The 24,233-nt window shown below is 64.0% G+C and carries 23 protein-coding genes; 11 read left to right on the forward strand and 12 right to left on the reverse strand.

What is annotated here, in order from left to right:
- Positions 1–480 precede the first annotated feature (480 nt).
- Positions 481–4,116, forward strand: a complete 3,636-nt coding sequence (locus ACVOJ1_RS05945) for a YobI family P-loop NTPase (protein ID WP_346480125.1) — start codon at positions 481–483, stop codon at positions 4,114–4,116.
- A 657-nt stretch (positions 4,117–4,773) separates the two neighbouring features.
- Here the strand turns inward: ACVOJ1_RS05945 and ACVOJ1_RS05950 are convergent.
- The 3 genes from ACVOJ1_RS05950 to ACVOJ1_RS05960 form a co-directional block, all read right to left on the reverse strand.
- On the reverse strand, positions 4,774–5,058 hold the full coding sequence (locus ACVOJ1_RS05950; protein ID WP_346480126.1) for a hypothetical protein: 285 nt from the start codon (positions 5,056–5,058) through the stop codon (positions 4,774–4,776).
- Between the two features lie 191 nt (positions 5,059–5,249).
- Positions 5,250–5,606: a hypothetical protein gene (locus tag ACVOJ1_RS05955; protein WP_346480127.1), complete on the reverse strand. Its 357-nt coding sequence runs from the start codon at positions 5,604–5,606 to the stop codon at positions 5,250–5,252.
- 543 nt (positions 5,607–6,149) lie between these two features.
- The gene (locus ACVOJ1_RS05960; RefSeq protein WP_346480128.1) at positions 6,150–7,073 is read right to left on the reverse strand and encodes a LysR family transcriptional regulator; all 924 of its coding nucleotides are present in this window, start codon (positions 7,071–7,073) and stop codon (positions 6,150–6,152) included.
- A 96-nt stretch (positions 7,074–7,169) separates the two neighbouring features.
- Here ACVOJ1_RS05960 and ACVOJ1_RS05965 point away from each other — a divergent pair, with 96 nt between their 5' ends.
- Both ACVOJ1_RS05965 and ACVOJ1_RS05970 read left to right on the forward strand, forming a co-directional pair.
- On the forward strand, positions 7,170–8,009 hold the full coding sequence (locus tag ACVOJ1_RS05965) for a type 1 glutamine amidotransferase domain-containing protein (RefSeq protein WP_346480129.1): 840 nt from the start codon (positions 7,170–7,172) through the stop codon (positions 8,007–8,009).
- Between the two features lie 98 nt (positions 8,010–8,107).
- Positions 8,108–8,839, forward strand: coding sequence for a hypothetical protein (locus tag ACVOJ1_RS05970; protein ID WP_346480130.1), 732 nt, complete (start codon positions 8,108–8,110; stop codon positions 8,837–8,839).
- Positions 8,840–8,878: 39 nt separating this feature from the next.
- On the opposite strand, the gene ACVOJ1_RS05975 is transcribed toward ACVOJ1_RS05970, so the two are convergent.
- Positions 8,879–10,255 carry a M1 aminopeptidase family protein gene (locus ACVOJ1_RS05975; RefSeq protein WP_346480131.1) on the reverse strand — a complete coding sequence of 459 codons (1,377 nt, stop codon included), beginning with the start codon at positions 10,253–10,255 and terminating at the stop codon, positions 8,879–8,881.
- A 128-nt stretch (positions 10,256–10,383) separates the two neighbouring features.
- Here ACVOJ1_RS05975 and ACVOJ1_RS05980 point away from each other — a divergent pair, with 128 nt between their 5' ends.
- Entirely contained in the window at positions 10,384–11,166 is a 783-nt protein-coding gene (locus ACVOJ1_RS05980; protein ID WP_346480132.1) for a 3-hydroxybutyrate dehydrogenase, read from the forward strand.
- Here ACVOJ1_RS05980 and ACVOJ1_RS05985 read toward each other — a convergent pair.
- From ACVOJ1_RS05985 to ACVOJ1_RS06010, 6 genes are all read right to left on the reverse strand, one after another.
- Positions 11,163–11,534 carry a DUF4180 domain-containing protein gene (locus ACVOJ1_RS05985; RefSeq protein WP_346480133.1) on the reverse strand — a complete coding sequence of 124 codons (372 nt, stop codon included), beginning with the start codon at positions 11,532–11,534 and terminating at the stop codon, positions 11,163–11,165. The two genes, ACVOJ1_RS05980 and ACVOJ1_RS05985, sit on opposite strands and share 4 nt — an antisense overlap.
- Complete coding sequence (locus ACVOJ1_RS05990) at positions 11,527–12,393, reverse strand: alpha/beta fold hydrolase (protein WP_346480134.1); 867 nt, start codon at positions 12,391–12,393, stop codon at positions 11,527–11,529. Before ACVOJ1_RS05990 ends, ACVOJ1_RS05985 begins: the two co-directional genes overlap by 8 nt.
- Positions 12,390–12,809, reverse strand: coding sequence for a helix-turn-helix domain-containing protein (locus ACVOJ1_RS05995; protein ID WP_346480135.1), 420 nt, complete (start codon positions 12,807–12,809; stop codon positions 12,390–12,392). Before ACVOJ1_RS05995 ends, ACVOJ1_RS05990 begins: the two co-directional genes overlap by 4 nt.
- Positions 12,810–12,942: 133 nt before the next feature.
- Positions 12,943–13,401, reverse strand: coding sequence for an SRPBCC family protein (locus ACVOJ1_RS06000; RefSeq protein WP_111186664.1), 459 nt, complete (start codon positions 13,399–13,401; stop codon positions 12,943–12,945).
- A 2-nt stretch (positions 13,402–13,403) separates the two neighbouring features.
- On the reverse strand, positions 13,404–13,718 hold the full coding sequence (locus tag ACVOJ1_RS06005) for an ArsR/SmtB family transcription factor (protein ID WP_053517574.1): 315 nt from the start codon (positions 13,716–13,718) through the stop codon (positions 13,404–13,406).
- A gap of 33 nt (positions 13,719–13,751) precedes the next feature.
- On the reverse strand, positions 13,752–14,588 hold the full coding sequence (locus ACVOJ1_RS06010) for an oxidoreductase (protein WP_164152998.1): 837 nt from the start codon (positions 14,586–14,588) through the stop codon (positions 13,752–13,754).
- A 102-nt stretch (positions 14,589–14,690) separates the two neighbouring features.
- Between ACVOJ1_RS06010 and ACVOJ1_RS06015 the strand changes: the two genes are divergently transcribed.
- From ACVOJ1_RS06015 to ACVOJ1_RS06025, 3 genes are all read left to right on the forward strand, one after another.
- On the forward strand, positions 14,691–15,644 hold the full coding sequence (locus ACVOJ1_RS06015) for an AraC family transcriptional regulator (protein WP_346480136.1): 954 nt from the start codon (positions 14,691–14,693) through the stop codon (positions 15,642–15,644).
- Between the two features lie 54 nt (positions 15,645–15,698).
- Positions 15,699–16,283 (forward strand): TetR/AcrR family transcriptional regulator, encoded by a 585-nt coding sequence (locus ACVOJ1_RS06020; protein WP_193396291.1) that lies wholly within the window; start codon positions 15,699–15,701, stop codon positions 16,281–16,283.
- Positions 16,284–16,379: 96 nt separating this feature from the next.
- A complete protein-coding gene (locus ACVOJ1_RS06025; protein ID WP_193396292.1) occupies positions 16,380–16,865 on the forward strand; it encodes a hypothetical protein in 486 nt (161 codons plus the stop codon).
- 24 nt (positions 16,866–16,889) lie between these two features.
- Here ACVOJ1_RS06025 and ACVOJ1_RS06030 read toward each other — a convergent pair whose 3' ends face one another.
- The gene (locus tag ACVOJ1_RS06030; protein ID WP_346480137.1) at positions 16,890–18,134 is read right to left on the reverse strand and encodes a hypothetical protein; all 1,245 of its coding nucleotides are present in this window, start codon (positions 18,132–18,134) and stop codon (positions 16,890–16,892) included.
- Between the two features lie 86 nt (positions 18,135–18,220).
- Positions 18,221–19,222: a helix-turn-helix domain-containing protein gene (locus ACVOJ1_RS06035; RefSeq protein ID WP_346480138.1), complete on the reverse strand. Its 1,002-nt coding sequence runs from the start codon at positions 19,220–19,222 to the stop codon at positions 18,221–18,223.
- Between the two features lie 260 nt (positions 19,223–19,482).
- On the opposite strand from ACVOJ1_RS06035, the gene ACVOJ1_RS06040 reads away from it, so the two are divergent.
- From ACVOJ1_RS06040 to ACVOJ1_RS06055, 4 genes are all read left to right on the forward strand, one after another.
- Positions 19,483–22,059, forward strand: coding sequence for a TonB-dependent receptor plug domain-containing protein (locus ACVOJ1_RS06040; RefSeq protein WP_346480139.1), 2,577 nt, complete (start codon positions 19,483–19,485; stop codon positions 22,057–22,059).
- Between the two features lie 52 nt (positions 22,060–22,111).
- Positions 22,112–22,693 carry an FMN reductase gene (msuE, locus tag ACVOJ1_RS06045; RefSeq protein ID WP_346480140.1) on the forward strand — a complete coding sequence of 194 codons (582 nt, stop codon included), beginning with the start codon at positions 22,112–22,114 and terminating at the stop codon, positions 22,691–22,693.
- 159 nt (positions 22,694–22,852) lie between these two features.
- Positions 22,853–23,215: a DUF3088 family protein gene (locus tag ACVOJ1_RS06050; protein ID WP_053517565.1), complete on the forward strand. Its 363-nt coding sequence runs from the start codon at positions 22,853–22,855 to the stop codon at positions 23,213–23,215.
- Between the two features lie 14 nt (positions 23,216–23,229).
- Entirely contained in the window at positions 23,230–24,225 is a 996-nt protein-coding gene (locus ACVOJ1_RS06055) for an LLM class flavin-dependent oxidoreductase (RefSeq protein ID WP_053517564.1), read from the forward strand.
- The last annotated feature ends 8 nt before the right edge of the window (positions 24,226–24,233 follow it).

Here is a 24,233-nt window from a genome sequence, read left to right on the forward strand (position 1 = left end):
CGGTGCACCGAACCACTGGCACGGCCAATTTTCGGAACGGCAACACCGTCGTTGTTCGGGCCCTGCTGGACCGAGAGCAGCAGCTCTCATCCTTCCCTGGCAGGGATGCCAGATTTTTTCGGACATGGATCGACTGCATCGCCTCGTCATGAGCTTCCTGCAGGTCCTTCATGCCTGCGCACGTCCTAGGACTTGGATCGCCGGGCTTTTTCCATACCGCGTTTGCCGTCTTCGACCCATCACTCGATCGCGGTTGGGGGAAAGGATCGCGGCCGTAAGGCACCTATGGTGATAACATCTACAGTGACTTTATGTGCCCAGCATCTGATGACACGTGGAGCCATACGACTATGGGGCGGTCAACGGGGCTGAGCGTCTGACCGGAGGGCGGGTACGCCGAATGGTCGGTGCAAAAATCAATGTGCTGGCGACTGGCAGAAGCTTTGCCATCTTGTTTGGATGCGAGGGGGCGCATTGCCAATGCTCGAACGATCTGTGGTTCTCCTAAAGGAATCTGGGGGCAAATTGCGAAAATTGATCGCAAAGATAGCGGGTCGACGCGGCCGCTCGACACAAACTGCCGAACTCCCGACCAAGTTCATCGATCTTGCGCCGACCAGCAAGGCAGACGAGGCAGGCGTCTACTCCGAAGCGCTCGTTTACGCGACAGATAATCCCCGCGTGTCAAACATTGCGCTGACTGGTCCATATGGATCGGGCAAGAGTAGTATTATCAAGTCGTTCGTACAGAGGTATCGGCGCCCGGTTCTGCAGATATCTCTTGCAGCCTTCCTCGCGGAGTCTACTCCCTCTAAGGGGCGAGTTAGCAAGCAGGAGATAGAGCGAAGCATCCTGCAGCAGATGCTCTACGGGGCAGATGCGAACCAGCTCCCGCTCTCACGCTTCAAAAGGATAGAATCGCCCGGAAAGTGGTCGATCCTGTTTTCTCTTTTTGCAATCATTGGCGCAACTGCTTCCTGGAACATCTTCCAAAAGCGCGATGAAATTATCGATGGAACATATTTTCTTCCAGTTGCCATCGGTAACTTGCCGCATTACATTTGGTTTGCGATCGGTGCTTCTTTCCTGTGGGTTGCTATATATCACGCCTACAAGGCGAGCTTCGGTGTCTCGCTCAAGAGTATTTCACTGAAAGATATCGAGATCACTCCTGCTGCAGTTAGTCAGGAGTCAATACTAAATAGGCATCTTGATGAGATTATTTATTTCTTTCAATCGACGAATTATGATCTCGTAATTATTGAGGATCTTGATCGGTTCGATGATCCTGATATCTTTGTAACTCTGCGTGAGATTAATAGTCTCGTAAACGCGAATGCTGGAGTGAAGCGACCGATCCGTTTCCTGTACGCACTGCGTGACGATATGTTTATAAACACGGAGCGAACGAAGTTCTTCGAGTTTATCATTCCTGTCATACCTATTATCAATTCATCAAATTCGATTGATAAGGTTCTGGAGCAGGGAAAGCGTCTCTCACTCGACAGTCGCTTTGACCGGCAGTTTCTTCGCGAAGTGTCGCGCTATCTCAATGATCTCAGGCTCATTCATAACATATTTAATGAGTATGCGATTTATGCTGCGAACCTAGATCTTGATGACGAAAATGTGCTGGACGCGACCAAGCTTCTGGCCGTCTTGATCTATAAGAATGTCTTCCCAAGAGACTTTGAGAGTCTACATCGTGGGAAGGGCAATCTCGCAAAGATTCTTGCTCGCCACGATGAGTTCATCGCCCGCGCCGAGGTAACAAATCGGTCAGAAATCGATGAAGTAGAGGCCAGTCTAGCTTCGGCAGAGAGACAGGTTCCAACCGATCTGCTTGAGCTGCGTCGGATCTACGCAATGGCGTTGGTCGAACGGCTGCCCCCGTTGGCATCTCTAGTCGGCCGAAACAGCCAAACTATGATTGAGATCGGTAATCTTGTGAGAAGCGATGATTTCGATCAGATCATTTCCGCCGAGCAGGTGATAGTAACAATCAATAACTATTACCGCAGCAGCAACCAAAGCGTCGATATCTCCGGATTGCAGGCTGACGTCGACAGCCTGCGGACGTTCAGCGATCGTCAGAAAGAGATCCAACGGCGCGCGGCAGAGTTCAAAAGTCTTGCTGCCAAAAAGCTTCAGTCGCTGCGGATGAGTGGTGCCGGACTGCGTTCAGCAAAATTCAATGAAGTTATCAGGATCAACGCAGAGGACTTGGAAGGCATTTTCAACGATTTCGGCGATGATCACGAGCTGGCTCGTTTTCTTATTCTGGAGGGGTACATCGACGATACCTACTATCAGTATACGTCGCTGTTTCACGCGGGGCGGATGTCTCCGAATGACAATAAATTTCTGATCAAGATACGTGGCTTCATTGTCCCGCCACCCGACTTCCCAATTGACAATGTCAAAGAAGTCATTGCCGGAATGCGGGGCGAGGATTTCCGGCAACCCTACGTCTTGAATGTGAAGATAGTAGACTGCCTGCTGGGTAACGCCACAACCTATAGAGAGCAATTGGCCAAGATGTTCGATTACATGGCCTCGGACTTCGAGAATTGTGAGGCGTTCTTCGCAAGCTACTATGTGGCTGGTGCGGAGATCCCCAAGTTGGTGGACGGACTTCAGGCAACCTGGCCGGGCTATGTTCCCGCTATTCTCGACGAACGCGGTTTTTCCCATATCGGCCAGGTTATCGCCCATCTTTCTGAGCAGGCACTCAAGGCTTTGCCGGTCACGTATCCCAAGGTGTCGGAGTTCGTATCAGATAACCTGGCACGAGTTCTCGCTCTTGGAATTGACTTTGATCCGTCTCGGCTTGCGATGCTCGGGATTGAAGTTCAGGATCTGTCGAGTGTGGAAGGCTTTCCCGGAGTGGCCCGATTCCTCTTCGAAGAAGGCTTTTACACACTCTCAATCGAAAACCTGGAGTTCATTTTTCACGCAGTTTTGGGTGTCAATGATCTCACACCCCTGCGCACCCAGAACTTCACCACGTTGACTGGCATGGGCAATCCCCAACTGATTTCACGGATTGAGGACGGCTTCGAGCTGTATCTGAAAGACGTTCTCCTCCCGCTGCAGAGCGATACACGCGAAAGCGTTGCGGCCATCCTCAACCTTCTTGGGCGAGAGGATGTGGATTTTGACGTTATAAGTACAATTCTTGAGAGGCAGTCAGCGACCATCCAGTCATTCGATGACGTGCCTGTCCGCTTCCAGTCCCTTGTCTTCCAGCTGGGTAGGATCGAGGCCAGCTGGGAAAACTGCCGTGCCTTCATGAACAGCGATGCCTTTGATATGGGCATTCTTACCGGTTTCCTAGAGACGAAAGCAGCGCTTGACGCTTTGACCGCGCAGCCCATCGCAGGTGATGAGAAGACCGCAAAGCTTCGCTTTTTCTTGATCAGCAATAATGCGTTGGAGGACACCGCCTACCGCGCCTACGTCAAGCAGCTCCCAAGGACCTTCAATAAATTCCCAGACACGCTTGACCCCGGTAAATGGAGAATTTTGATCGAGGAAGCGCGTATTAGTTTCTCCAATGACACGGTATCGGCGCTCGCGGAACAGATCGATCTTCAGCTCCTATTTGTGGTGAATAATATTGAAAAATATCTTATGAGCGTCGCGGAGTTCGGGCTTGACGATGATTTCCGGGAGAGGCTTCTCAGCGAGAATATCGGGCACGCCCAAAAGTTGGCGACTGTCCGGGTGATGGATCTGACCTCGCTAGGTGGCTTGCCGGCGCGCGCCGGGAAGGTGGGGATGATCCTTGAGCAAACAGGGGCAGATACCGTTATGCTCAATGCTGAGGCAGCCCGGGCCGCTATCGTCAATTCAGAGCCCGTCCGCATTCAGATCTCGCTGTTCAACAGGTACGAGAAAATCTTGAGTGCGGCAGAGGTGCGAGGGATCCTGGCGGAACTCCCGAGGCCATTTTCCGAGATCAACGTCGGGTATCACAAGCCTACAATTGAGAATACTGTTCAGAACGTTGAATTCGTCACATGGCTTAAGAGGAGAAAGATCATCTCGTCCTGGAGACTGTCACTATTGGGGGACATTCGCATCAATCTATTCAGGTCCAGCGACAATGCGTAGATTTCTGCATAGATGCTAGCGAAAGGCGCTTCGTAGCGATCCACGGCATGCACATCGGGTCGGCGAGGGGAAGGCTCATACTTAGCATGGCAATTGTCCGAATTCTACAGACGGGCATTTGACCCGCGTGCTGCTCTTTCGTAAGTTGAGGGTGCTTACTGTTCTTTGGCGTCCCCCGCCCTCGGGCCGACTCACTGCGAACGGATTGGTAGAGTGTTTAGAACGGAGAGGGGGGCTCTTGCAGTGCCTCCAAACTCAATTGATGACTTCATTCATCGTGTGACGATAGATCTACATGGCCTTATAGAGAAGATGGATTCGTACGTCGCTTATTCGGAGCGGAGTTAATTGCGACGGATCACGCGGGCGCTAGTTCCGTTTAGCGGTCCTTGCGCCGTCGACTGGTAGCTGGATGGGGGCGTGATCAAATGAGGGACTCGCCAATTGAAATTGCTTGTGACATTCGGCGTTCTTGTTCGCGCGCTATCTGGAGGAAAAGTCGGAAAAGCCGCCTCTTCAGTTGAGGGCGAAACTGAAGGCCGTGGCAGCTGAACGTGCCCAATGCGTTGTAATAGTTACTTCGAGGCACATGCGCAGCGGCATTGCTCCGCGTGGGGCAATACCGCTGAGTGCAGGTCAACTGCGAGGTTTGGCAGCTTAGGGAGGCCGTGGCGATGAGTCAGAAGATTTGAAGACGTTCTTCAAGTTCTTGCCGGCATCCGCAGTGGCTATCAACCCGACAAACCCGAACCACTTCGTAGGGTGAGGGTTCGGGTAGTCCGTCAGATCGCGGAGCAGCGTGGCGTTGACTACCAAACCATTGCGGATACTTACATCCGTCGGCTGGCTCCAGACATTGAGCGCACGCCGGCCTTCGATCAGCTCGTAGAGGATTGGCTGGCGGCAGGCTCTCAGTCGCTGCAGCATATTCTTCAGAATCATGCTTTGGACCAAGGTGACCCGGTACGCATAATTGAGTTCTTTGCGCCCACCGCCTAATAAGCATTCAAGCCTAACCCGCTTCGAGTCTCTGCCTGAGTTTTTACTGAGAAAGACTGTTTCTGCCTGGAAGCGGACGTTGGCCGATACTTCGCTCGATCAAACCTATTGCTTGTGTGCTCACTTGGACTCAATCACTCTGGCCGAACCTCTCGACAAGCCCACTCAAGCAACCCCCGGCACGCCAGAAACAGCCCATCCACCACCCCCTCATCCAAATGCCGCTCCGGGTCAGCCGCCACCCGGCAGCGGTCCGCGGCATGCAGTACCTCCAGCACCGTCAGCGCGCCCACCATCGCGCGCTCGCTCCTGGCCAGGCTGACGCGCCGCCCGGGTGATACGTCGTTCTCCGGCCAAGGCAGCCCGTCAGCGCCTTCGCAGCGACGGATGCGCTTGAGGATGCCGATCAGAGAGTTCAGGTCGGGCGGTGGGGTGTCGTCGTTGATGGGCTCAACGGACGTATACGAAGAGAAGCTCTCGGAATCGTTCATGGCGTCGGTTTCCCTGGCTGTGCTTGACAGCGCCACCGCGTAAACGGGGTGGCGGACGATGCGTGGCTGCAAACCGGTCGTTAGTTGTCAGTGCCCCGGCGGGTCCGAAGACCCCCACGCACCGCCCGCCATAAAGGCCGACGGATTACCCGCCGGCACCGCTCAATGACGGTGCCGACGGGTAAGCGTAAACAACTAACAGTTCGGGTTTGCAGACCCGGCCACCCGTTGTCGGTGGCGCGCCATGGTGTTTACGCCGTCGCTCCGAATGCCAATAGAAATTCCCGAAGAAATCGTAGGAATCGAGAGCGAAGAACTATTGTGGCACGCACCATTCGTGCAGCACGCGACATCGCCAGACGCATTCGCGCAGTCACCCTGCTGATTGCGAATCAAACTGGCGTAATCGCCCACGCCACAAGCGAATAGCGCGACAGCCTTCTTAACACCCCTTTCGTCTCAAAATCGGATGGCGACGCTGCCCGATCACCCGCGCACCTGAAAAATCGGTTCAATCACGACACCGCCAGCAGGCAGCGCTCCTCAACGAACACCTTCCTCAACCGCGCCCGCATTCCCCACCAACAACTCAATCATAGCCCGCGCCGCCGCGGACTGCCGCCGATGCGGCGCATAGATCACCGAGAACGGCCGTGACCGCCCCCGCAGCTGCGGCAGCACTTCCACCAGCTGCCCGCGCAGCAACCGCTCGCGCACGATGAACTCATAGCTCTGGCAGATGCCGATGCCCTGTTCGGCCAGCGACACCACGCCCAGCACATCGTCGGAGGTCTCGATGGACGAACGCGGCAGCCAGTCCACGTCGCGCCCGTCGTCGCGGAAGATCCACGGCGCCAGCCGCCCGGTACGCGGCATCACGAAGGGCAGGCACAGGTGCTGCTGCAGGTCGTCCAGCGTCTGCGGCGTGCCACGGCGTTGCAGGTAGTCCGGCGCGGCCACCAGCAGCAACGGCGCGTCTTCCAGCTTCCGCCCCACCAGCCCGCTGTCCGGCAGCTGGCCCAAGCGGATGGCCAGGTCGAAACCCTCGGCCACCAGGTCCACATTGCGGTTGGTGATGTTCAGCTCCACCTGCACCTGCGGGTACTGCTGCGCAAAGCGCGCCAGCACGGGCGGCAGCCGGTAGTGGCCATAGGTGGTCGGCACGCTCAGGCGCACGCGGCCAGCCAGCGAGCCGTCCTGGGCCAGTACGTCGCGCTCGGCGTCGTCCAGCAGGCCAAAGGCGGTGCGCACCTGTTCCCGATAGAGCCGCCCGGCGTCGGTCAGGCCCACGCGGCGGGTGGTCCGTTGCAGCAGCTGCCGGCCCAGACGCGCTTCCAGGCGCGTGACCGCGCGGCTCAATACCGACGGCGTGGTGGACAGCGCCACCGCGCCCGCCGTGAACGAGCCGCGCTCCACCACCGCCAGGAACACCTCCACATCGCCCAGGTAGTCGAACTTGCGGCTCATTTGGCTCTCCGGAGAACAGATCTTTTGCGATGAGGCCAATTTATCGCCGCTGGGGCGATGAATAAAGTGGCGGCCATTCCCCGATAGGAGCTTCCCATGAACCTGATGACCCGATTGGCCGCAGCGCTGGCCCTGACTCTGGCTGCCAGCGGTGCGCATGCCGCCAACGTGCTGGTGGTGCTGTCCGACGAAAACCATCTGGACCTGAAGGACGGCAAGGTGCTGTCCACCGGCTTCTATCTCAACGAGCTGATGCAGCCGGTCAAGCTGCTGCTGGACGCGGGCCACGCGGTGACCTTTGCCACGCCGCAGGGGCGGGCGCCGACGATGGATGCGTCCTCGGTGACGCCGGCGTACTTCGGCAACGATGCCGCGCAGCTGACGCTGCACAAGGAGCTGCTGGAGAAGCTGGCCTTGACCTCGGCGACCGCCTCGCCGGTGGTCAGCCTGGCGCGTGTAGAGCAGCAGGGCTACGCGCGCTTCGATGCGGTCTACATTCCCGGTGGCCACGCGCCGATGCAGGACCTGCTGAAGAGCCCGGCGCTGGGCCGGCTGCTGGCCGACTTCCACCAGCGCAGCAAGACCACCGCGCTGGTCTGCCACGGGCCGATCGCGCTGCTGTCCACGCTGCCGGACGCCGATGGTTTCGTGGCAAAGCTGGACGCGGGTGCGACGCCGGCCACGCCGAAGTGGATCTACAGCGGCTACCGGATGACGGTGATCAGCAACCAGGAAGAAGAACAGGCCAAGCCGCTGCTGGGCGGCGGCGAGATGAAGTTCTACCCGCAGACCGCGTTGCAGCGGGCGGGTGCGAAGTTCAGCAGCAACACAACGCCGTGGACCGGCCATGTGGTGGTGGACCGCGAGCTGATTACCGGGCAGAACCCGGCCTCGGCGCTGGAAGTGGGGCAGCGGCTGCTTGAACGGCTGAAGTAAGCCGGTTGATTGGGCGTGTGATGGCCGGCGTGGCACCATGGCGGATTGGCCTCGCGCGTTCTGGCGAGGCCCTTTGCCAGGGAAGCCCTCGACACGACATGCGAACGTCCTTCTTCATTCTCTCCGCCCTGTGCCTGGGCCTGCTGTCCGGGTGCGCCAGCGGCCCGGAGCAGCACACCTCGATCCGCGAGATTACCGGTGCCTTCGTGGCCGACGATGGGCAGCTGTATCTGCTGCCGCGCTACGACGAACCGATGCGCTTCGATGCCGCGCCGTTCCGTGACTACCGCGCCCTGATGGACAGCCCGCTGCGCGAGGCGGTGGTGTGCGCGCAGATGTACTTCCACGAGGATTGGCGCGACCCGGCCAACAAGGCCAAGGTGCATGGCAGCTACGCGCTGCTGCTGCGGCCGGAGCAGGTGACGCCGCAACAGGCGTTGCAGTTCAGGCTGGAACGGATTGACGTCACACCGCGCGAAGCCAAGGTGGTCGATGAGCGCGCGCGCTACTACCTGCCGCTGGAGCGGAGCCGTTACTCGCTGGCTTTTGATCGTGCCTGCGCTCTTTCAAAGAAGGGTGGCAGCTATTACAGCGCCTTGTTCGAAGGCGATGGCGAACGCGTGCAGCTGCCGCACGCTGCGGCGCTGGCGGAGAAGGCGGCGCTGGCGCAGCCGATCAACGCGCGCGCCGAGCGCATCCTGCAGCAGAGAGAGGACATGCCGGGCGTGGGGTCAGTGGCGGGCAAGGTGCTGGGTGCCGCACTGATTCCCGTGGCGGTTCCGGTGTTTGTGTTGAGCCTGCCGTTTCTGGGGCCGGATCACTGGAAGTGATGAGGCGTTGGGGTAGGGCCGTCCACACATGGTGCGGATCTACTGGCACCTCGGCCTGCCCCCTGCCACACAGCTGGCCTGCCAGTGCTGCCAGGCCTCGGCATCGATACTGGCCTTCAGTGCAATGGCCTGCAGCTCCGCCCAGTCTTTCGGTGAAGGCGCGGCCAGCAGCCCGCGCATGAAGGCCTGCATCTTCGCCTCACCCACCTGCTTTTCCAGCGAAAGTAGCAGCAACGGACCATAGACGTAGCGATACATCTCGCCCAGGTCCGAGTGGCCATCGACGGCATCAAGCGCCGGCAGCGGCGTATCGAGCGCATCGACGGTGGCCTGCAACCTTGCAACATAGTGGTCCGCCGCAGCGTCACCACTGATCTGACGCAGCGCCTTGATCGACAGGAATTCGGCGCTGGATTCCAGCAGCACCCAGTAGTACGGCCCCTGCGGACGGTTGAGCGTGCCGAAGTAGTAATGGCCCATTTCGTGCGCGACGTACTGCACGCGCCGTTCGGCCTGTTCACCGCCGGCCAGCAGCGAATCGGCCACGTTGCCGATGCTGCCGCTCATGGCGATGGTCGGCCAGGTGGCAAAGCCCCATTCGCTGCCGTCGCGGTCGCGCTCGGCCTGGTTGAGCGTGACCATGCGCAGGAAGGTGGGGCGGTCGGCCAGCGGCACGCCCATGTAGCGCGCGTGCACGTCGGCCACCTGCTGCACGACGCGGGACAGCGCGTCGACCTTGGGCGTGGGCAGGCTCTCGTTGAGGAGGGTGACCTGCGCGGTGTGGGTGATCGGGCCGCTGCCACCGAACAGCAGGATGGGCCGCGCGTTGTCGCTGCGAAAGCGGCCCTGCGTGCCTTCGATGGCGGGGCTGCCATTGAGGTACAGGAAGCGGCAGCCGCGGCAGTCCACCTGCAGGTCGTAGCGGCTTTCGCTGCCGCGCACGCGGGCCTTGGGGTCGAACGCCTGAGGCAGCCATGCAGACTGCTCGGTAAAACGGGCGCTGTCGCCGTTGAAGGCCATCATGCCTTTGAAGTCGCCCATGGCATCGTGCTTCGGGTACAGCGGGAACGCGCCCACGTACTGCACGCAGAGCGTGGCCGTGGGCTCGGCCAGAGTGTAGACGCGCGCCTCGCCATCCACGCCCGGGTCGTACCAGCCATCGAATCCGACCGGCTTGCCCTCGTCATCGGTGACCCGTGCGACGTTCAGACCGGCATTGAGCACGAAGTGGCCCTGTGCGTCGGCGGGGCGATTGGACAGGCATGCATCGCCCTCCACGCGGCCACTGGCGATATCCAGGCGCACACTGCCAGTGGTGAGCGGCGTTGCCAGCTGCTCGGGCGATGCGGCTTGGCTGAGGGCAGGAGCGAGCAGTGCGGCGAGGGCCGCCGGCAGCAGGGCCTTGCTGGGGTTCATCGAGCCATCCTTGGGTGGATGGCGCCGACTATAGAGCCAATATGAATTCCTGCCGAGAGGGGCGCATCCACGCGTGGCGTGCAGTTGCGGAGCTACACTGGCCCCCTGCACGTGATGGAAGCTTGCCCATGTTGAACGGAAAGGTCGCGGTGGTTACCGGTTCCACCAGTGGTATTGGCCTTGGCATCGCCACGGCGCTGGCGCGACAGGGCGCCGACATCGTGCTGAACGGCTTCGGCGATGCGGCGCAGATCGAGAGCCTCCGCGCCAACCTCGAGGCGGAGTTCGGTGTGCGGGTGGCGCATGACGGCGCCGATCTGTCCCGGGGCGAGGCCGTACGGAACATGATCGCCAACGCCGTCGCGAGGATGGGCCGCATCGACATCCTGGTGAACAACGCGGGCATCCAGCACACCGCATCGATCGAGGAATTTCCCGTAGAGAAGTGGGACGCGATCCTGGCGCTGAATCTCTCGGCGGTGTTCCATGCCACGGCGGCAGCCTTGCCCTACATGAAGCAGCAGGGCGCCGGCCGCATCATCAACATCGCCTCGGCGCATGGGCTGGTGGGCTCGGTGAACAAGTCGGCCTATGTGGCAGCCAAACATGGCGTGGTGGGCTTCACCAAGGTGACCGCGCTGGAGAATGCGGGCACCGGCATCACCGCCAATGCCATCTGCCCGGGGTGGGTTCGCACGGCGCTGGTGGAGCAGCAGATCACCGCGTTGGCCGAGCGCGAGGGCATCGACCAGGAGGCTGCCGCGCGTGCGCTGCTGGCCGAAAAGCAGCCCTCGTTGCAGTTCGTCACCCCCGAGCAGCTGGGGCAGACCGTGGTCTTTCTGGCTTCGGACGCCGCGGCGCAGATGACCGGCACGGCGCTGCCGGTGGACGGGGGCTGGACCGCGCGCTAGCGGGCCGGCGCCGCAAGCCGCGCCCGCAGCGCGTCCCAGTCGGCCACGAAACAGCCCTCGCGGCCGCGATTGCATTCGGTGATCCACGCGTCCAGCGATTCGCTCTGTGCGCGGTAGGTGCTGACATCGCCCAGTACGGCGAAGTGCAGGCGGTAGTTCACCAGCATCTGCAGCCACTGCCCGGCCATGCCGGAGCGCAGCTCGAAGAAATCCGGAGAGAGGCGTTGCACCGGAATGGCGATCCACTCGGCCTGATGCCCAAGGGCATCGCCGACCAGGTCGCGCAGGCCGTTGGCATCGAGTGTCGGGCCCTGCGGCTCGATGCGCAGGAGACGGATGGTGCCGATGTACTCAATGGAATCATTCATGCTGGAGGCTCTGCAGTCGACGCAGCCGGGCGAGGATGTCTTCGCGCAGGCCGGGGATGTAGTGGTAGGCGTCTGCCAACAGGGTGACGTCCGCCGTCGGGACGAGCCGTTTCATGCGTTCGGCGGCGGCAGGGGTGTCGATGAGGGCATCACGCGCGCCCATGACAAGGGCTGCCGGTGGATGCAACGTAGCCAAGCGCTCGTCGCTGATGCGGGGAATGCGCAGCGGACGTGGTCGGACCTCGGCACGGATCAATGCCAACAGGTCGAGCAGCGGCTGCGCACGTGCAGGTGCATGCAGTGGCTCGGGGCCCATGACCGCACGGCGCAGGCGCTCGCGCCCCCATCGGCCAAGCAGCAACAGTGGGAGCGCCTTGAGCAGGAATGCACGCTGGCGCCCGATACCCGAGGGGCTGACCAGAACCAGTGCGTTAACCCGGGCAGGCCTTCGCAACGCGTAATCCATTGCCAGGAATGCGCCGAACGACAGGCCCACGAATGCAGCGCTTTCCACGCCGAGTGCGTCGAGGACATCATCCAGCCATTGCGCATGCGCATCGCTGTCCAGCGCAGGTTGCGTGCCTTCGCTGAGACCCGGTTCGCCAATGATGTCGACGGCATGCACGCGGTAGTACTCGCTCCAACGTGCGGCATCGAACATCCAGCTGGCGGCATTGCTGAGGGTGCCATGCAGCAGCACCAGGGCAGGGCCGTGTTCGGGGCCGCAGCTGACCACAAATGTCGAACCGGCGCGGGTGGCGAGATGGTGCGATTCGTGTGGTACCGGCCAGTCCGAAAGCACCTGGCGGTAGGCGGCAAGTACGCGCTGCGTGGGAATGCCGGGGCGGCGCCGCTTCATGCGCTGTGGTCCTGCAGCAGACGCTGCAGGCTGACCAGCAGCGCCGTGGAACCTGCCAGGCCACCGATCACGATCAGCTTGAGCACATCGTGCTCGGGCGAATAAATCGTCTCCATGCGCAGCGGCTCATCGTCGGCCTCGCGGCCGGTGACGCGCGCATGCAGGGCACGGACCAGGTCGGCGGCACGTGCCGCACCGCATCCGGGAATATCCATCACCGTGGTCAGCTGTGGGCGCGCAGCGGAGGGCTCACGCACGGTGCCGGTGAACACGTCGAGGTCTTCAGCGGTGATGCGATAGGACTTGCCGATGCGGGTCGCACGCAGTTGGCCGCTACGGATATGCCGAAGGACGGTTTTGGGGTGCAGGCTGAGCTGCTGGGCAGCCTGTTCGACGGTTAGCAACGCGGGGGACATATCGGAACTCGAGAACCATGTGCTCCCTATTGTTCCATAGAATGCAATTATTGGGATCGATTGGGAGTTTTGCCGAGGCGGCGACAGGGGGGCATCTCCCTGGTGCCGCCTGCGCGGGCAGCCATCCCGACGACTACGCTGGCTTCGCAAACACGTCCAGTCCCTTGCCGGTCTCCAGCAACGATTTCAGGCTGGACAGCACGATCGGCCAGCCCTGGCGGATGCCGGTATCCATGCCGCTGCCGGGTTCCAGATCGTCGTGGGTGACGGTCAGCCGCACCATGTCCTGGTAGGGCACGATCTCGAAGGTGACGCGGCTGTAGCTGTCCGGGTTGTCGGCCTGCGAGGCCGCGGCCCAGGTGATGACCAGTCGCGAGGGTGGGGTGCTTTCCACCACTTCGCCGACCAGCTCGACCGAGCGCGTGTCGTTGGCGCGCACGTGCTGCCAGCGCGAGCCGGGTTTCCAGTCCGAGACGTTCTCGTGGCCCCAGTAGCGGCGGGCGATCTCGGGCCGGGTGATGGCCTCGAACACCTTCTGTGGCGTGGAGGCGATGTAGATCACGTGGATGAAGCGGGTGGACGCTGCGGACATCGTCATTCTCCTTCCAGTTCTCGTTTCAGGTCATGCAGCAGGCTCAGGCGCTGCTGCTCGAACTTGCGTACCCAGCGCTCGTAGACGTCATGCAGCGGCACCGGGTTGATGAAGTGCAGCTTCTCGCGGCCACGGCGCACCGTGCTGATGAGGTTGGCGTCTTCCAGCAGGCCCAGGTGCTGGGTGACCGATTGCCGGGCCATGTCCAGGTGTTCGCACAGCTGGCCCAACGTCTGGCCGTTGTCTGCGCAGAGCAGGTCCAGCAGCGTCCTGCGCGTGGGGTCGGCCAGGGCCTTGAACACCTTGTCTGCATCCATGGCGGACAGAATAGGCAGGTAAATACCTGCATGTCAACCGCCGTCGGTGGATCGGCTCACGACCTCCCACTGGTCGATGCGGCTGGACATGGCCTGCAGCTTGTCACGCACACGTTGCACGGCATCGCTGCCCAGCAACAGGTGGCTGGGCGGTGCGTCGCTGTTGATGATCTTCAGCATGGCCTGCGCCGCCTTTTCCGGATCGCCCAGCTGATGACCGCTCTTGGCCTCGCGCGTACTGCGGATGGGGTCGAACAAGGCGTCGTAATCTCCAATGCTGCGCGGTGCGCGCACCATCGAACGGCCGGCCCAGTCGGTGCGGAACGATCCCGGCGCGACGGCCGTGACGTGGATGCCGAACGCGGCCACTTCCTGGCCCAGCACCTCGCTGATGCCCTCCAGTGCGAACTTGCTGCCGCAGTACCAGGCGATGCCGGGCAGGGTGATGAAGCCGCCCATCGAGGTGATGTTGAGGATGTGGCCACGGCGGCGCGCGCGCATGTGCGGCAGTACGGCCTTGATGAGCGCGGCGGGGCCGAACACGTTGACCTCGAACTGGTGGCGCAGTTCGTCCAGCGTGGATTCCTCGAGGATGCCTTCGTGGCCATAGCCGGCGTTGTTGACCAGCACGTCGATGGCGCCGATGCCGCTTTCGATGGCATCGACCAGCGCGTCGATGGAGGCGTGGTCGGTGACGTCCAGCAGGCGGCCGAACGCGCGGCCGGGGGCGAGGGATTCAAACGCCTGGCGGGCCGGTTCGTTGCGCACGGTACCGACCACGCGGTGGCCGGCCTGCAGGGCCTGTTCGGCGAGGGCGCGGCCGAAGCCGCTGCTGACGCCGGTGATGAGCAGCAGACGGGAGGGGGACATGGCGATGGCCTCATGGAAAGCGGGCTTGCACAGTAGTGCTTGTGGGGGATGCGCTACAGGCCTAAGCTTCGGCCGATCTTGCCTATTCCTCTGAGGTGTGCGGTGCGGTCTGGCGATGATCCGGTACAGCAGGATGCGCAGGCGCGCATGGTGGGGCTGCTGCAGGCGTTGGCGCCGGAGGAGGGCTACACGCTCACCGCCGTGCCGGGCGTACGCCTGCTGCGCTCGAACCGGCCGCTGGCGCGCACGCCGGTGCTGTACGACCCGGGCATCGTGATCGTCTGCCAGGGCGTCAAGCGCGGCTACCTGGGCGGGCAGGTCTACCAGTACGACGCGCAGCACTACCTGGCGGTGTCGGTGCCGGTGCCGTTCACCATGGAAACCGACGCGTCGGCGGATGCGCCGTTGCTGGCGATCTACCTGCACCTGGACCTGCAGCTGGCGGCGGACCTGCTGCTTGCGCTGGACGCGCATGAGGCGCCGGGGCAGACACACGCGCGCAGCATGATGGCCAGCCCGATGGACCCGCCGATGCAGGCCACGGTGATACGGCTGCTGCATGCGCTGGGCAACACGCGGGAAGCGGCGGTGCTGGGCCCGGCGCTGGTGCGCGAGGTGTACTTCCGCGTGCTGACCGGCGCGCAGGGCGCTGCGATGCGTGAGGCGCTGGCCATGCGCGGCCGTTTCGGCAGCATCGGCCGGGCGTTGCGGCAGATCCATGCGGCCTATGCCACGGCGCTGGACGTGGCACACCTGGCGGCGGAGGCGGGGATGAGCGTGGCGACCTTCCACGATCACTTCCGTGACGTCACCGGCACTTCGCCCATGCAGTACGTGAAGTCCACGCGCCTGCACCAGGCGCGGTTGCTGATGCTGCGCCAGGGGATGACCGCCGAAGCGGCGTCGCTGGCGGTGGGGTATGCCAGCCCGTCGCAGTTCAACCGGGAGTTCAAGCGTCTGTTCGGCCTGCCGCCGGCGGCGGAAGTGGCGCGGATGCGGCGCAGCTTCGCGGTGCCGCCCGCGCCAGCCGGTGCGCTGTATGTGTCTTCCCACTGAATGGCGCGGGTCGGCCCGTTGACAGGCTATCTACCTACTAGTAGGTTTGCGCCCATGAAAGAGTCGCTGTCCCCGAAGGCGCTGGAGATTCTGGCGCAGGCCCGTTCCCTGCTGGAAGCCGGTGGTTACAACGGTTTCAGCTACGCGGACGTGTCCGCGCGGGTGAACATCAGCAAGGCCAGCATCCATCACCACTTCCCCAGCAAGGCCGATCTGGTGCGCACGGTGGTGGTGCTGTACCGGGCCGAGGCGCGCGAGGGACTGGCACTGCTGGACCGGCAGCTGGGTGATCCGCTGCTGGAGCTCAACGCCTATGTCGATTACTGGTCCAGCTGCATTGCCGGCGGAACGGCGTCGTTCTGCATCTGCGCGATGCTGGCCGCGGAAGCACCGATGATCCCGGTGGAGATTGCCGAGGAGGTGCGCGGCCACTTCGAGGACCTGACCGAGTGGTTGACCCGTACCCTGCTGAAGGGCGCTGCGCAGGGGCAGCTGCGCCTGCAGGGCCCGGCGGACGACGAAGCCAAGGCGTTCATGGCGTCCGTGCACGGTGCGATGTTGGCGGCGCGGGGGTTTGGCGATGCGGCGACCTTCGCGGCCCTGGCGCGGCTGGCGATCGCGCGGGTGAGCGCCGCCTGAGAACTGTATGCGGAAGGCCTGCGGCAACGCGGGTCTTCTTTTTGCCCACCAAGCCTACCTACTAGTAGGTTTATTGAAGCCCAATGGAGTACTCCCATGCCACACCCGCTGTCCGCCCTCGGCGTCATCCACACTGCCGTCAGCCTGCTTCCCATCGTGGCCGGTCTCTATGGCTTGGTCCGCCACCGCGCCATCGATCCGGCCACGCGTGCCGGCAAGCTCTACCTGCTGGGCCTGGTGTTGTCGGTGGCAACCTCGTTCACCGTGTCCAGCACGGGCGGACTCAATCCCGGCCACGCCTTTGGCGTGATCGTGCTGCTGGTTGCTTTCGGCGGGGTGCTGGCCGCGCGCCTGCGCTTCCTGGGGCGGGCGGCGCGGTATCTGTCCACCTTCGCGTTGTCGTTCAGCTTCCTGCTCTCGCTGGTGCCGGGTGTGAATGAAACGCTGACCCGCATCCCGGTGGCACATCCGATTGCGGCCGCGCCGATGGCTCCGGTCGTGCTGCAGACCTTGCTGGGGTGTTTCGTGGTGTTCGTGCTCGGTTTCATCGCACAGTGCTGGCGGATGCGTGGCCGCCGCTGAGAACGGGCGCCGCGGCGACGCTGCTCAGTCTGCCAGCGGCGGCGGCGCGTCTTCGCCATAGGTGGCGTAGGCGCTGCCGCAGGTGGCCACCGCAGCGGCCGCCGCGGGCAGGCCAGTAGCGCGGATGCCGCGCCGCGTATCGCGGTCGAATATTTCCGCGTAGCGTTCGGCGGCCAGCGCGTCATCAGGCAGCACATACAGCAGCACGCGCTGCAGGGTTGACTGGCCCTCCAGGGGCTGCGGCGTGCGGAACGCCGGTACCTGCACGCGGGCGCTGTGCCAGCGCATCGGCTCGCTGCTGGTCTGCCAGCGGACCTGCAGGGGCTGATCGAGCGGAAGCAGGGCGGCGCTGTCAGGGTAGCCGTAGGCGGTGCAGTCCGCGGGTGGCGTCCGGATGCTGGCGATGGCACCGTCTCCGATGTCCAGTGCGATGCCATTGACCTCCATCCGCACGATGGGCGCACCGCCGTAGTTGTGGACCTTGAACAGCGCCAGGCCTTCGAAGCGGCTGCGCTCCAGATCATCTGCGGTAGTGCCGCTGAGGCGTGCGAGCGCGGGCGCGACCTCCACATGATCGCGGTAGTGGTAATAGAGGTGCACCAGTTCCGGCGTGCCCGGGCGTCTCCATGCCGCGTTGAAGGGCGCAAGGTCCGGATAGGGGCGGCGCAGCAGGGGCACGTCGGTGACGGCACGATCTCCAGAGGGCGTGGCGTAGCGGTAGTGGTCCACCGAGCGCTTCAAGCGCCCGTCTTCATACGGGAATGCCCTGTCTGCATCGGACTGCGCGTTGGGGTAGCGGTGGAAGGCGATGAAACGTTCGGGCGTGTCGCCCTGCATGGGCAGGTCCGGGCCAGCGCCGGAGCCGGTGGATGCATACGGCGAGGTGTCCAGCCACAGCGGTTGCCCGCTGAGATTGACGTGCAGTTCCGCGATGGCGGCACGCGAGCCGCCGGCGAAGCTGTCCCAGGTGTTCTGCAGGGACTGCCACAGCGGAACGATGAGCATGGCTGCGGCGGTGGGCACGAACATCACAGCGTGCACGCGGCCGGGCACCTGGCCACGGTCCCGTACCATGTAGCGCAGCCACGCCAGCAGAAGCACCAGCAGCAACGGCACACCCACCCAGATCGCAAGGGTGGCCAGCGCCACGACGCCCCAGCCCAGATTGGGGGTGGCCACGGCGATGAGCGAGAGGGTGGCGATGAACGCTGCCAGCACCAGCGACACGCCGATCCCGAAGCGGTAGTTCCTGTAAGGGCGCTCAGTCATCACCGTTCCATCGGCCTGCGGGACATGGCGATATCTTGCCGGTCCGATGGCGGAGTGGAAAGGCGGACGTTGCCGCAGGCCTACCCTCAGCAGCCGACCAGTCGATCGGCTGCGATGCCCTGCCGATGCAGGCTGCGGTACTCGGTGGGGCTGGCATCGACCAGCCCGCGGAAATGGCGGCGGAACGATTCCTGTGAGCCGAAACCGGCCTGCTCGGCGACCCAGTGCAGGGGGCGGTCGGTGGTTTCCAGCAACTCGCGGGCGAAAGCCACGCGCTCGCGGATCAGCCAGTCGATGGGTGACAGCCCAGTGGCGTCGAGGAACTGCCGTTGCAGGGTGCGTTGGCTCAACGCAGCCTGTTCGGCCAGGCTGCCCAGCGAGTGCGGTTCGCGCAGATTGCGCCGCATCCATTCCATCAGCTTGGCCAGGCGCGTCGGCTCGCCGCTGGGAATGGCGCGGCTGACGCGCTGGCTGCGCCCGGCATCACGCCAGGGCGCCAGCACCAGGCGCTCGGCAACGAGGTTGGCCACGCGTGCGCCGTAATCCTTGCGCACCATGTGCAGCATCATGTCCATGCCCGTGGCCGAACCGGCCGAGGTGATGATGCTGCCGGCGTCGACGTAGAGCACGTCGTCGCGCACGCCGATGCGGGGGAACTGCTGCGCAAGCGTTTCGGTGAGCCGCCAGTGGGTGGTGGCCTGGCGGCCATCGAGCAGGCCGGCCCAGGCCAGCACGAAGGCGCCGGAGCAGATCGAGGCGATGCGGGCGCCGCGCGCGTGGGCGCGGACGAGCGCATCAAGCAACGCCTGCGGCGGGCGTTCACTGGGTTCGCGCCAACCGGGAATGACGATGATGTCCGCATCGTCCACCGCGTTGAGATCATGCGGCAACTGCACCTGCGTATTGCCGAGCATGCGCAGTGCACCGGGTTCGCCCGCGCACAGCTGCGTGCGGTACCACGCCACGCCCAGTTCCGGACGCACCGGTGCGAACAGGCCCACCGCACAACCGAACTCGAACAGGCCCTGGCCGTGGCAGGCCACGATGGCGACGGTCGGCGCGGTGGGATCGGCAGCGTGGATGGGCATGGCCTGATGCTACCGGTGATGGTGCATGCCGCCGCGTGGCATGCGGTCATGAGGTGATGCCTGCGGGATATATGGCGGCTGGGGTCGGATCCGTTTCCTTCGAAAGGGATCCGACCCCATGCAAGTGCGCTGCCTAACGTCATTACCAGCGGTCATGTGGGTGGCCGGATGTTACGGCTGGGTGACGCGATCACGCCTGTCGTGGCGAGTGAACAGGCCCTTGAATGGAACCGTGTTTCCGGCCCACCCCACGAGCCCCCATGCCTGCCGCCTACGCCCCTGTCCTGAGTCCTCTTGCTGTGTTGATCGCCGCCGCCCTGGTAGCGGCCCCCGTGCATGCGGCAGACGCCGATGCGCAGCCGGCAACCACAGCGGCTGCCGCCAACGTTGCTGCATCCACCCTGGACGCAGTGGTGGTGACCGGCTCGCGCACCAGCACGCGCACGGTCAAGAACAGCTCCACGCCCATCGACGTGATCTCCGCCGAGGATCTTGCTGCGACCGGGCAGGCCAACCTGCTCGAAGCGCTGCAGCGCAGCCTGCCGTCGCTGAGCCAGATCGGTGGCTACCAGAGCGACCAGGAGAGCCTGATCCGCGGCTATCAGCTGCGCAATCTTTCACCGGGCTACACGCTGGTGCTGGTCAACGGCAAGCGCCGCAACGCCAGTGCCTATGTGAGCGGTGCCAACGGCGGCGGCTTTCCTGGCCACGCCTGGGCGGATCTGGCGCTGATTCCGGTGTCGGCCATCGACCACGTGGAAGTGCTGCGCGACGGTGCCTCCGCTATCTACGGCTCGGACGCGATCACCGGTGTGGTCAACGTCATCCTGAAATCGCAGGCACAGGGCGGTGAGGTGTCGGTGGAGAGCGGGCAGAGCATCGATGGCGACGGTACGCGTACCAGCGTGCGCGCCAACGTCGGCCTGCCCTGGGGCGAGGACGGCTTCGTCAACCTCTCGGGCGAGACCACGCGCCAGCACCACGCGATCCGGACGCGACGCTACATCGATGGCTATCTGAGCTATCCGGCGATCGATGCCAATGGCAACCGGGTCGCGCTGCGGCCGAACAACCGCCTGCCGGCCGGTGCGACGCCGGACCCTGCCGAGGCCACGCGCGATGCCGAAGCCAACACCATCCTCAGCTCACCGTCGTATGCGCTGAAGGCGTTTGCGGTGAACGTGGGCCATGGCCTGGGTGAGAGCGCGCAGTTCTACGCCAACGCCACTGCCAGTGACCGCACCGCACAGGCGATCCAGAACTTCCGCCTGCCGGCCACGATCTTCACCACGTACCGGACACCGGGGGTGCTGAGCGTGTTTCCCGACGGCTTCCTGCCGGTGCTGGAGACCAAGGAGAAGCAGTACACCGGCACCGCCGGCGTGAAGGGGCAGGTGGCCGGCTGGGACTACGACGCCAGCCTGACCGGCAACCGCAGCACGGTGCGCACCTATACCCGCAACTCGGTGAACTACTCGCTGCCGTACCCGGGCTCGCCCACCGACTTCTATGACGGCAAGCTGGATTACCAGCAGGGCATTGCCAACCTGGACCTGCGCCGGGGCTTTGAGGTGGCGGCCTTTGCCTCACCCCTGGAAGTGAGTGCCGGTGCCGAGTACCAGCACGAGCGCTACGAGCGCGGGGCAGGGCAGTGGGAGTCGTACACCGGATTCGGTGCCGCTGCGTTTGTCGGCTACTCCACCGCCGACGTGGTGAAGGCCACGCGCAACAGCAAGGCGGTGTACGTGGGGGCGGCGACCAACGTCACCTCGCGCTGGTACCTGGATGCGGCCGCGCGCTGGGAAGACCATTCGGACTTCGGCAGCGTCTCGACCGGACGCTTGACCAGCCGCTTCGACATCACCGACGCACTGGGCGTGCGTGCGACGGTCAGCAACGGCTTCCACGCGCCAAGCCTGGGCGCGCAGTTCTACCAGGCCACGGGCAGCTGCCCGTGCGGTACGACGCTGGTGGCGCAGGTGTCCTCGCCCGCTGCCGTGGCACTGGGTGCCACCCCGCTGAAACCGGAGAAGGCCACCAACTACAGCGTCGGCGTGACCTGGGACCCGAGCCCGGCCTTCCACCTGGCCGTGGATGCCTACCAGATCGACATCCGCGGCCAGCTCGGCCAGTCCAGCCAGATCGGCTACAACGCGCAGGATCCGGCGCGCATCACCGACAACAGCGGCACCGTATTGACCTCCGCGCAGAAGAACACGATCGATGCGCTGCTGGGTTCGGCCGGCATCAGCATCCTGCCGGGCGACGCGTTCTATGCCAGCTACTTCACCAACGTGGGCGACACCCGCACGCGCGGCGTGGAGCTGACGCTGGAGGCGAACCAGGACACATCGTGGGGCAAGCTGCGCTGGAGCTATGCCGCCAACGTCGGACGCACCACGATCCGCAGCGTCAGCGCCATTCCTGCGGCGCTGCAGGGGCTGCCCAACATCAACCTGCTGACGAAGTCCGGCGAGTACGCGTTGCGCTTCCGTACGCCCAGCTACACCCAGGTGGCCGGACTGGGCTGGCAGAACGGACGCTGGCGCTCGAATGTGGACGTTACCTACTACGGGTCGATCAAGCGCCTCAACAACGGCGTGGAGTACAGGCAGCCACCGGTGCTGGTGACCAACCTGTCCGGCGGTGTGGAGCTGGGCGCGGGCTGGAGTGCGGCGCTGGGCATCAACAACGTGTTCGACAAGCGCACCCGCAAGGTGCCGGAGTACGCGCGCAGCGCCACCGACGTGGCCAGCATCGAGACCACCTGGGACAGCGGTGACGTGCTCAGCAGGATCGGCGCGTTCTGGTACGGGCGGGTCAATTACCGGTTCTGAGGTTCAGGCATGGCGTCGCCGGCCAGCGTCCGGCGTTACCGAGGAGAGTGGCATGTCATCTGGGTTGAAGATTGTTGCGTTGATCGGTTCGCCAACGGCATCGGCGAATTCGCGCACGCTGTTGCTGGTACGGCACCTGCTGGAGGCGCTGCAGCAGCGCCTGCATGCCAGCGTGACACTGGTGGAGCTGGCGCCGATTGCGCGCGCGCTGGGGCAGACGCTGTCGCGCAGCGAGGCCGAGCCCGCGGTGGAGCAGGCGCTGGCCACCCTCGAGGACGCCGAGCTACTGGTGGTGGCCGCACCGGTCCATCGTGGCTCGTACCCGGGGTTGTTCAAGCACCTGGTGGACTTCATCGACCTCGAGGCGCTGGTGGACACCCCTGTGCTGCTGGCGGCCACCGGGGGCAGCGAGCGGCATGCGCTGGTGATCGACCATCAGCTGCGACCGTTGTTCAGCTTCCTGCAGGCGCATACGTTGCCCATCGGCGTGTACGCCACACCAGCCGATTTCGATGGCGAGCAGATCAAGAGCGCGGCGTTGCAGGCGCGCATCCAGTTGGCTGCCGAGCGCGCTGCCGGGCATCTGCTGCCGCATGCCGCCAGCGGGCCGGCGCCCCTGCGCCGCATCGCCTGAGCTGCCCATAACGGCCAGCAGTCTGCTTATTGCCAACCTGCATCTGCGTGGCCGGATCCGACCGGCGATTGTCGCCAGCAGGTACGGGCGCGGCGCACAGCTTCTCTAGCATCGATAGCGAAACGGCACTTCATTGCCGGCCCAGACGAGGACGAACCCGTGGCTGCAGCTGCCTCCCCCAAACCCATCCTGTTCCTGCTTGATCGCGAGTTCGTCGACGGCCAGTTGCCGGGCCAGCGCTTCTTCTGCCGGCACAGCCTGCTGCTGGAAGGCGCGCTGTCCAGCATCGACGGCCTGGATGCACAGCTGGACGTGCGCCGCATCGGCTTCGCGCGGCCACGCCGCGAGGTGATCGCGGCGGTGGGCGAGCAGGACCAGTCGCTGCCGAAGCTGGTGCTGCCGCAGGGCGTGCGCAGCGAACACGCCAACGGTGCCTACCAGGACCGGCAGTACGTGACCGGTGCCGAGCCGATCCTGGCCGCACTCAATGGCCTGCTTGGCATTCCTGTGGCCCACCCCTGAGCGAGGACGCGGACATGAGCTACCTCATCAGCGTGCTGGACAAGAGCCCGGTGGCCGAAGGCGCAGGCGCCGAGCAGGCGCTGCGCAACAGCCTGCAGCTGGCCCAGCGTGCCGAACAGCTGGGCTACCACCGCTACTGGTTTGCCGAGCATCACGCGGCACCGACCCTGGCCAGTCCGGCGCCGGAGGTGCTGGCGGCATGGGTGCTGGCACAGACCCGGCGCATCCGCATCGGCAGCGGTGGCGTGATGCTGCGCCACTATGCGCCGTACAAGGTGGCCGAGAACTTCAACCTGCTGGCGGCGCTGGCGCCCGGACGCGTCGACCTGGGGGTGGGCAAGGCACCCGGTGGCCTGCCGGCGTCCACCGCAGCGCTGGCCGCGGGGCGGCCGGCCTTCGCCGATTTCGATCAGCAGCTGCGCGATCTGGAAGGATTCCTGTCCGGCTCGCTGGCCGAAGATCATGCGCATGCCAATGCGCAGGCGCGGCCGGTGCCGCAGGTGGCGGCCGAGCGTTTCCTGCTGGGCGCCAGCCCGCAGAGCGCACGGCAGGCGGCGGAGCTGGGCTGGCGCTTCGTCTATGCCGCCCATTTCGACGGCGACCCGAAGCACATCGAAGCGGCGTTCGAGGCCTATCGCGCCGTATCCACGCAGCCGCCGTTGCTGGCCACCGTCGCTTTCGCGGCGCCCACCAGCGAAGCGGCGGCGCGCCATGTCGGCGCATTGCGTGTCTACAAGCTGCACCTCGGCCCGGGGCAGACGGTGAACCTGCCCAGCCCGGACGCCGCGGCCGAGTATGCCCGCCAGGTCGGCGTGACCGACTTCCGTATCGAAGAGACGCGGCCCAGCGTGCTGTCGGGCGACGCGCAGCAGGTGCGCGGGGAACTGGACGCACTGCACCGCCGCTTCGGCGTGGGCGAATTCATCCTCGATGCGCCGGTGGCCGACCTCGACGCACGCCTGGCATCCCTTGAACTGCTGTCGCCCGCGCCACGCGCGGCGGTGGCCTGACCTGCAGG

It is taken from the genome of Stenotrophomonas sp. STEN225 (genome assembly GCF_056756445.1).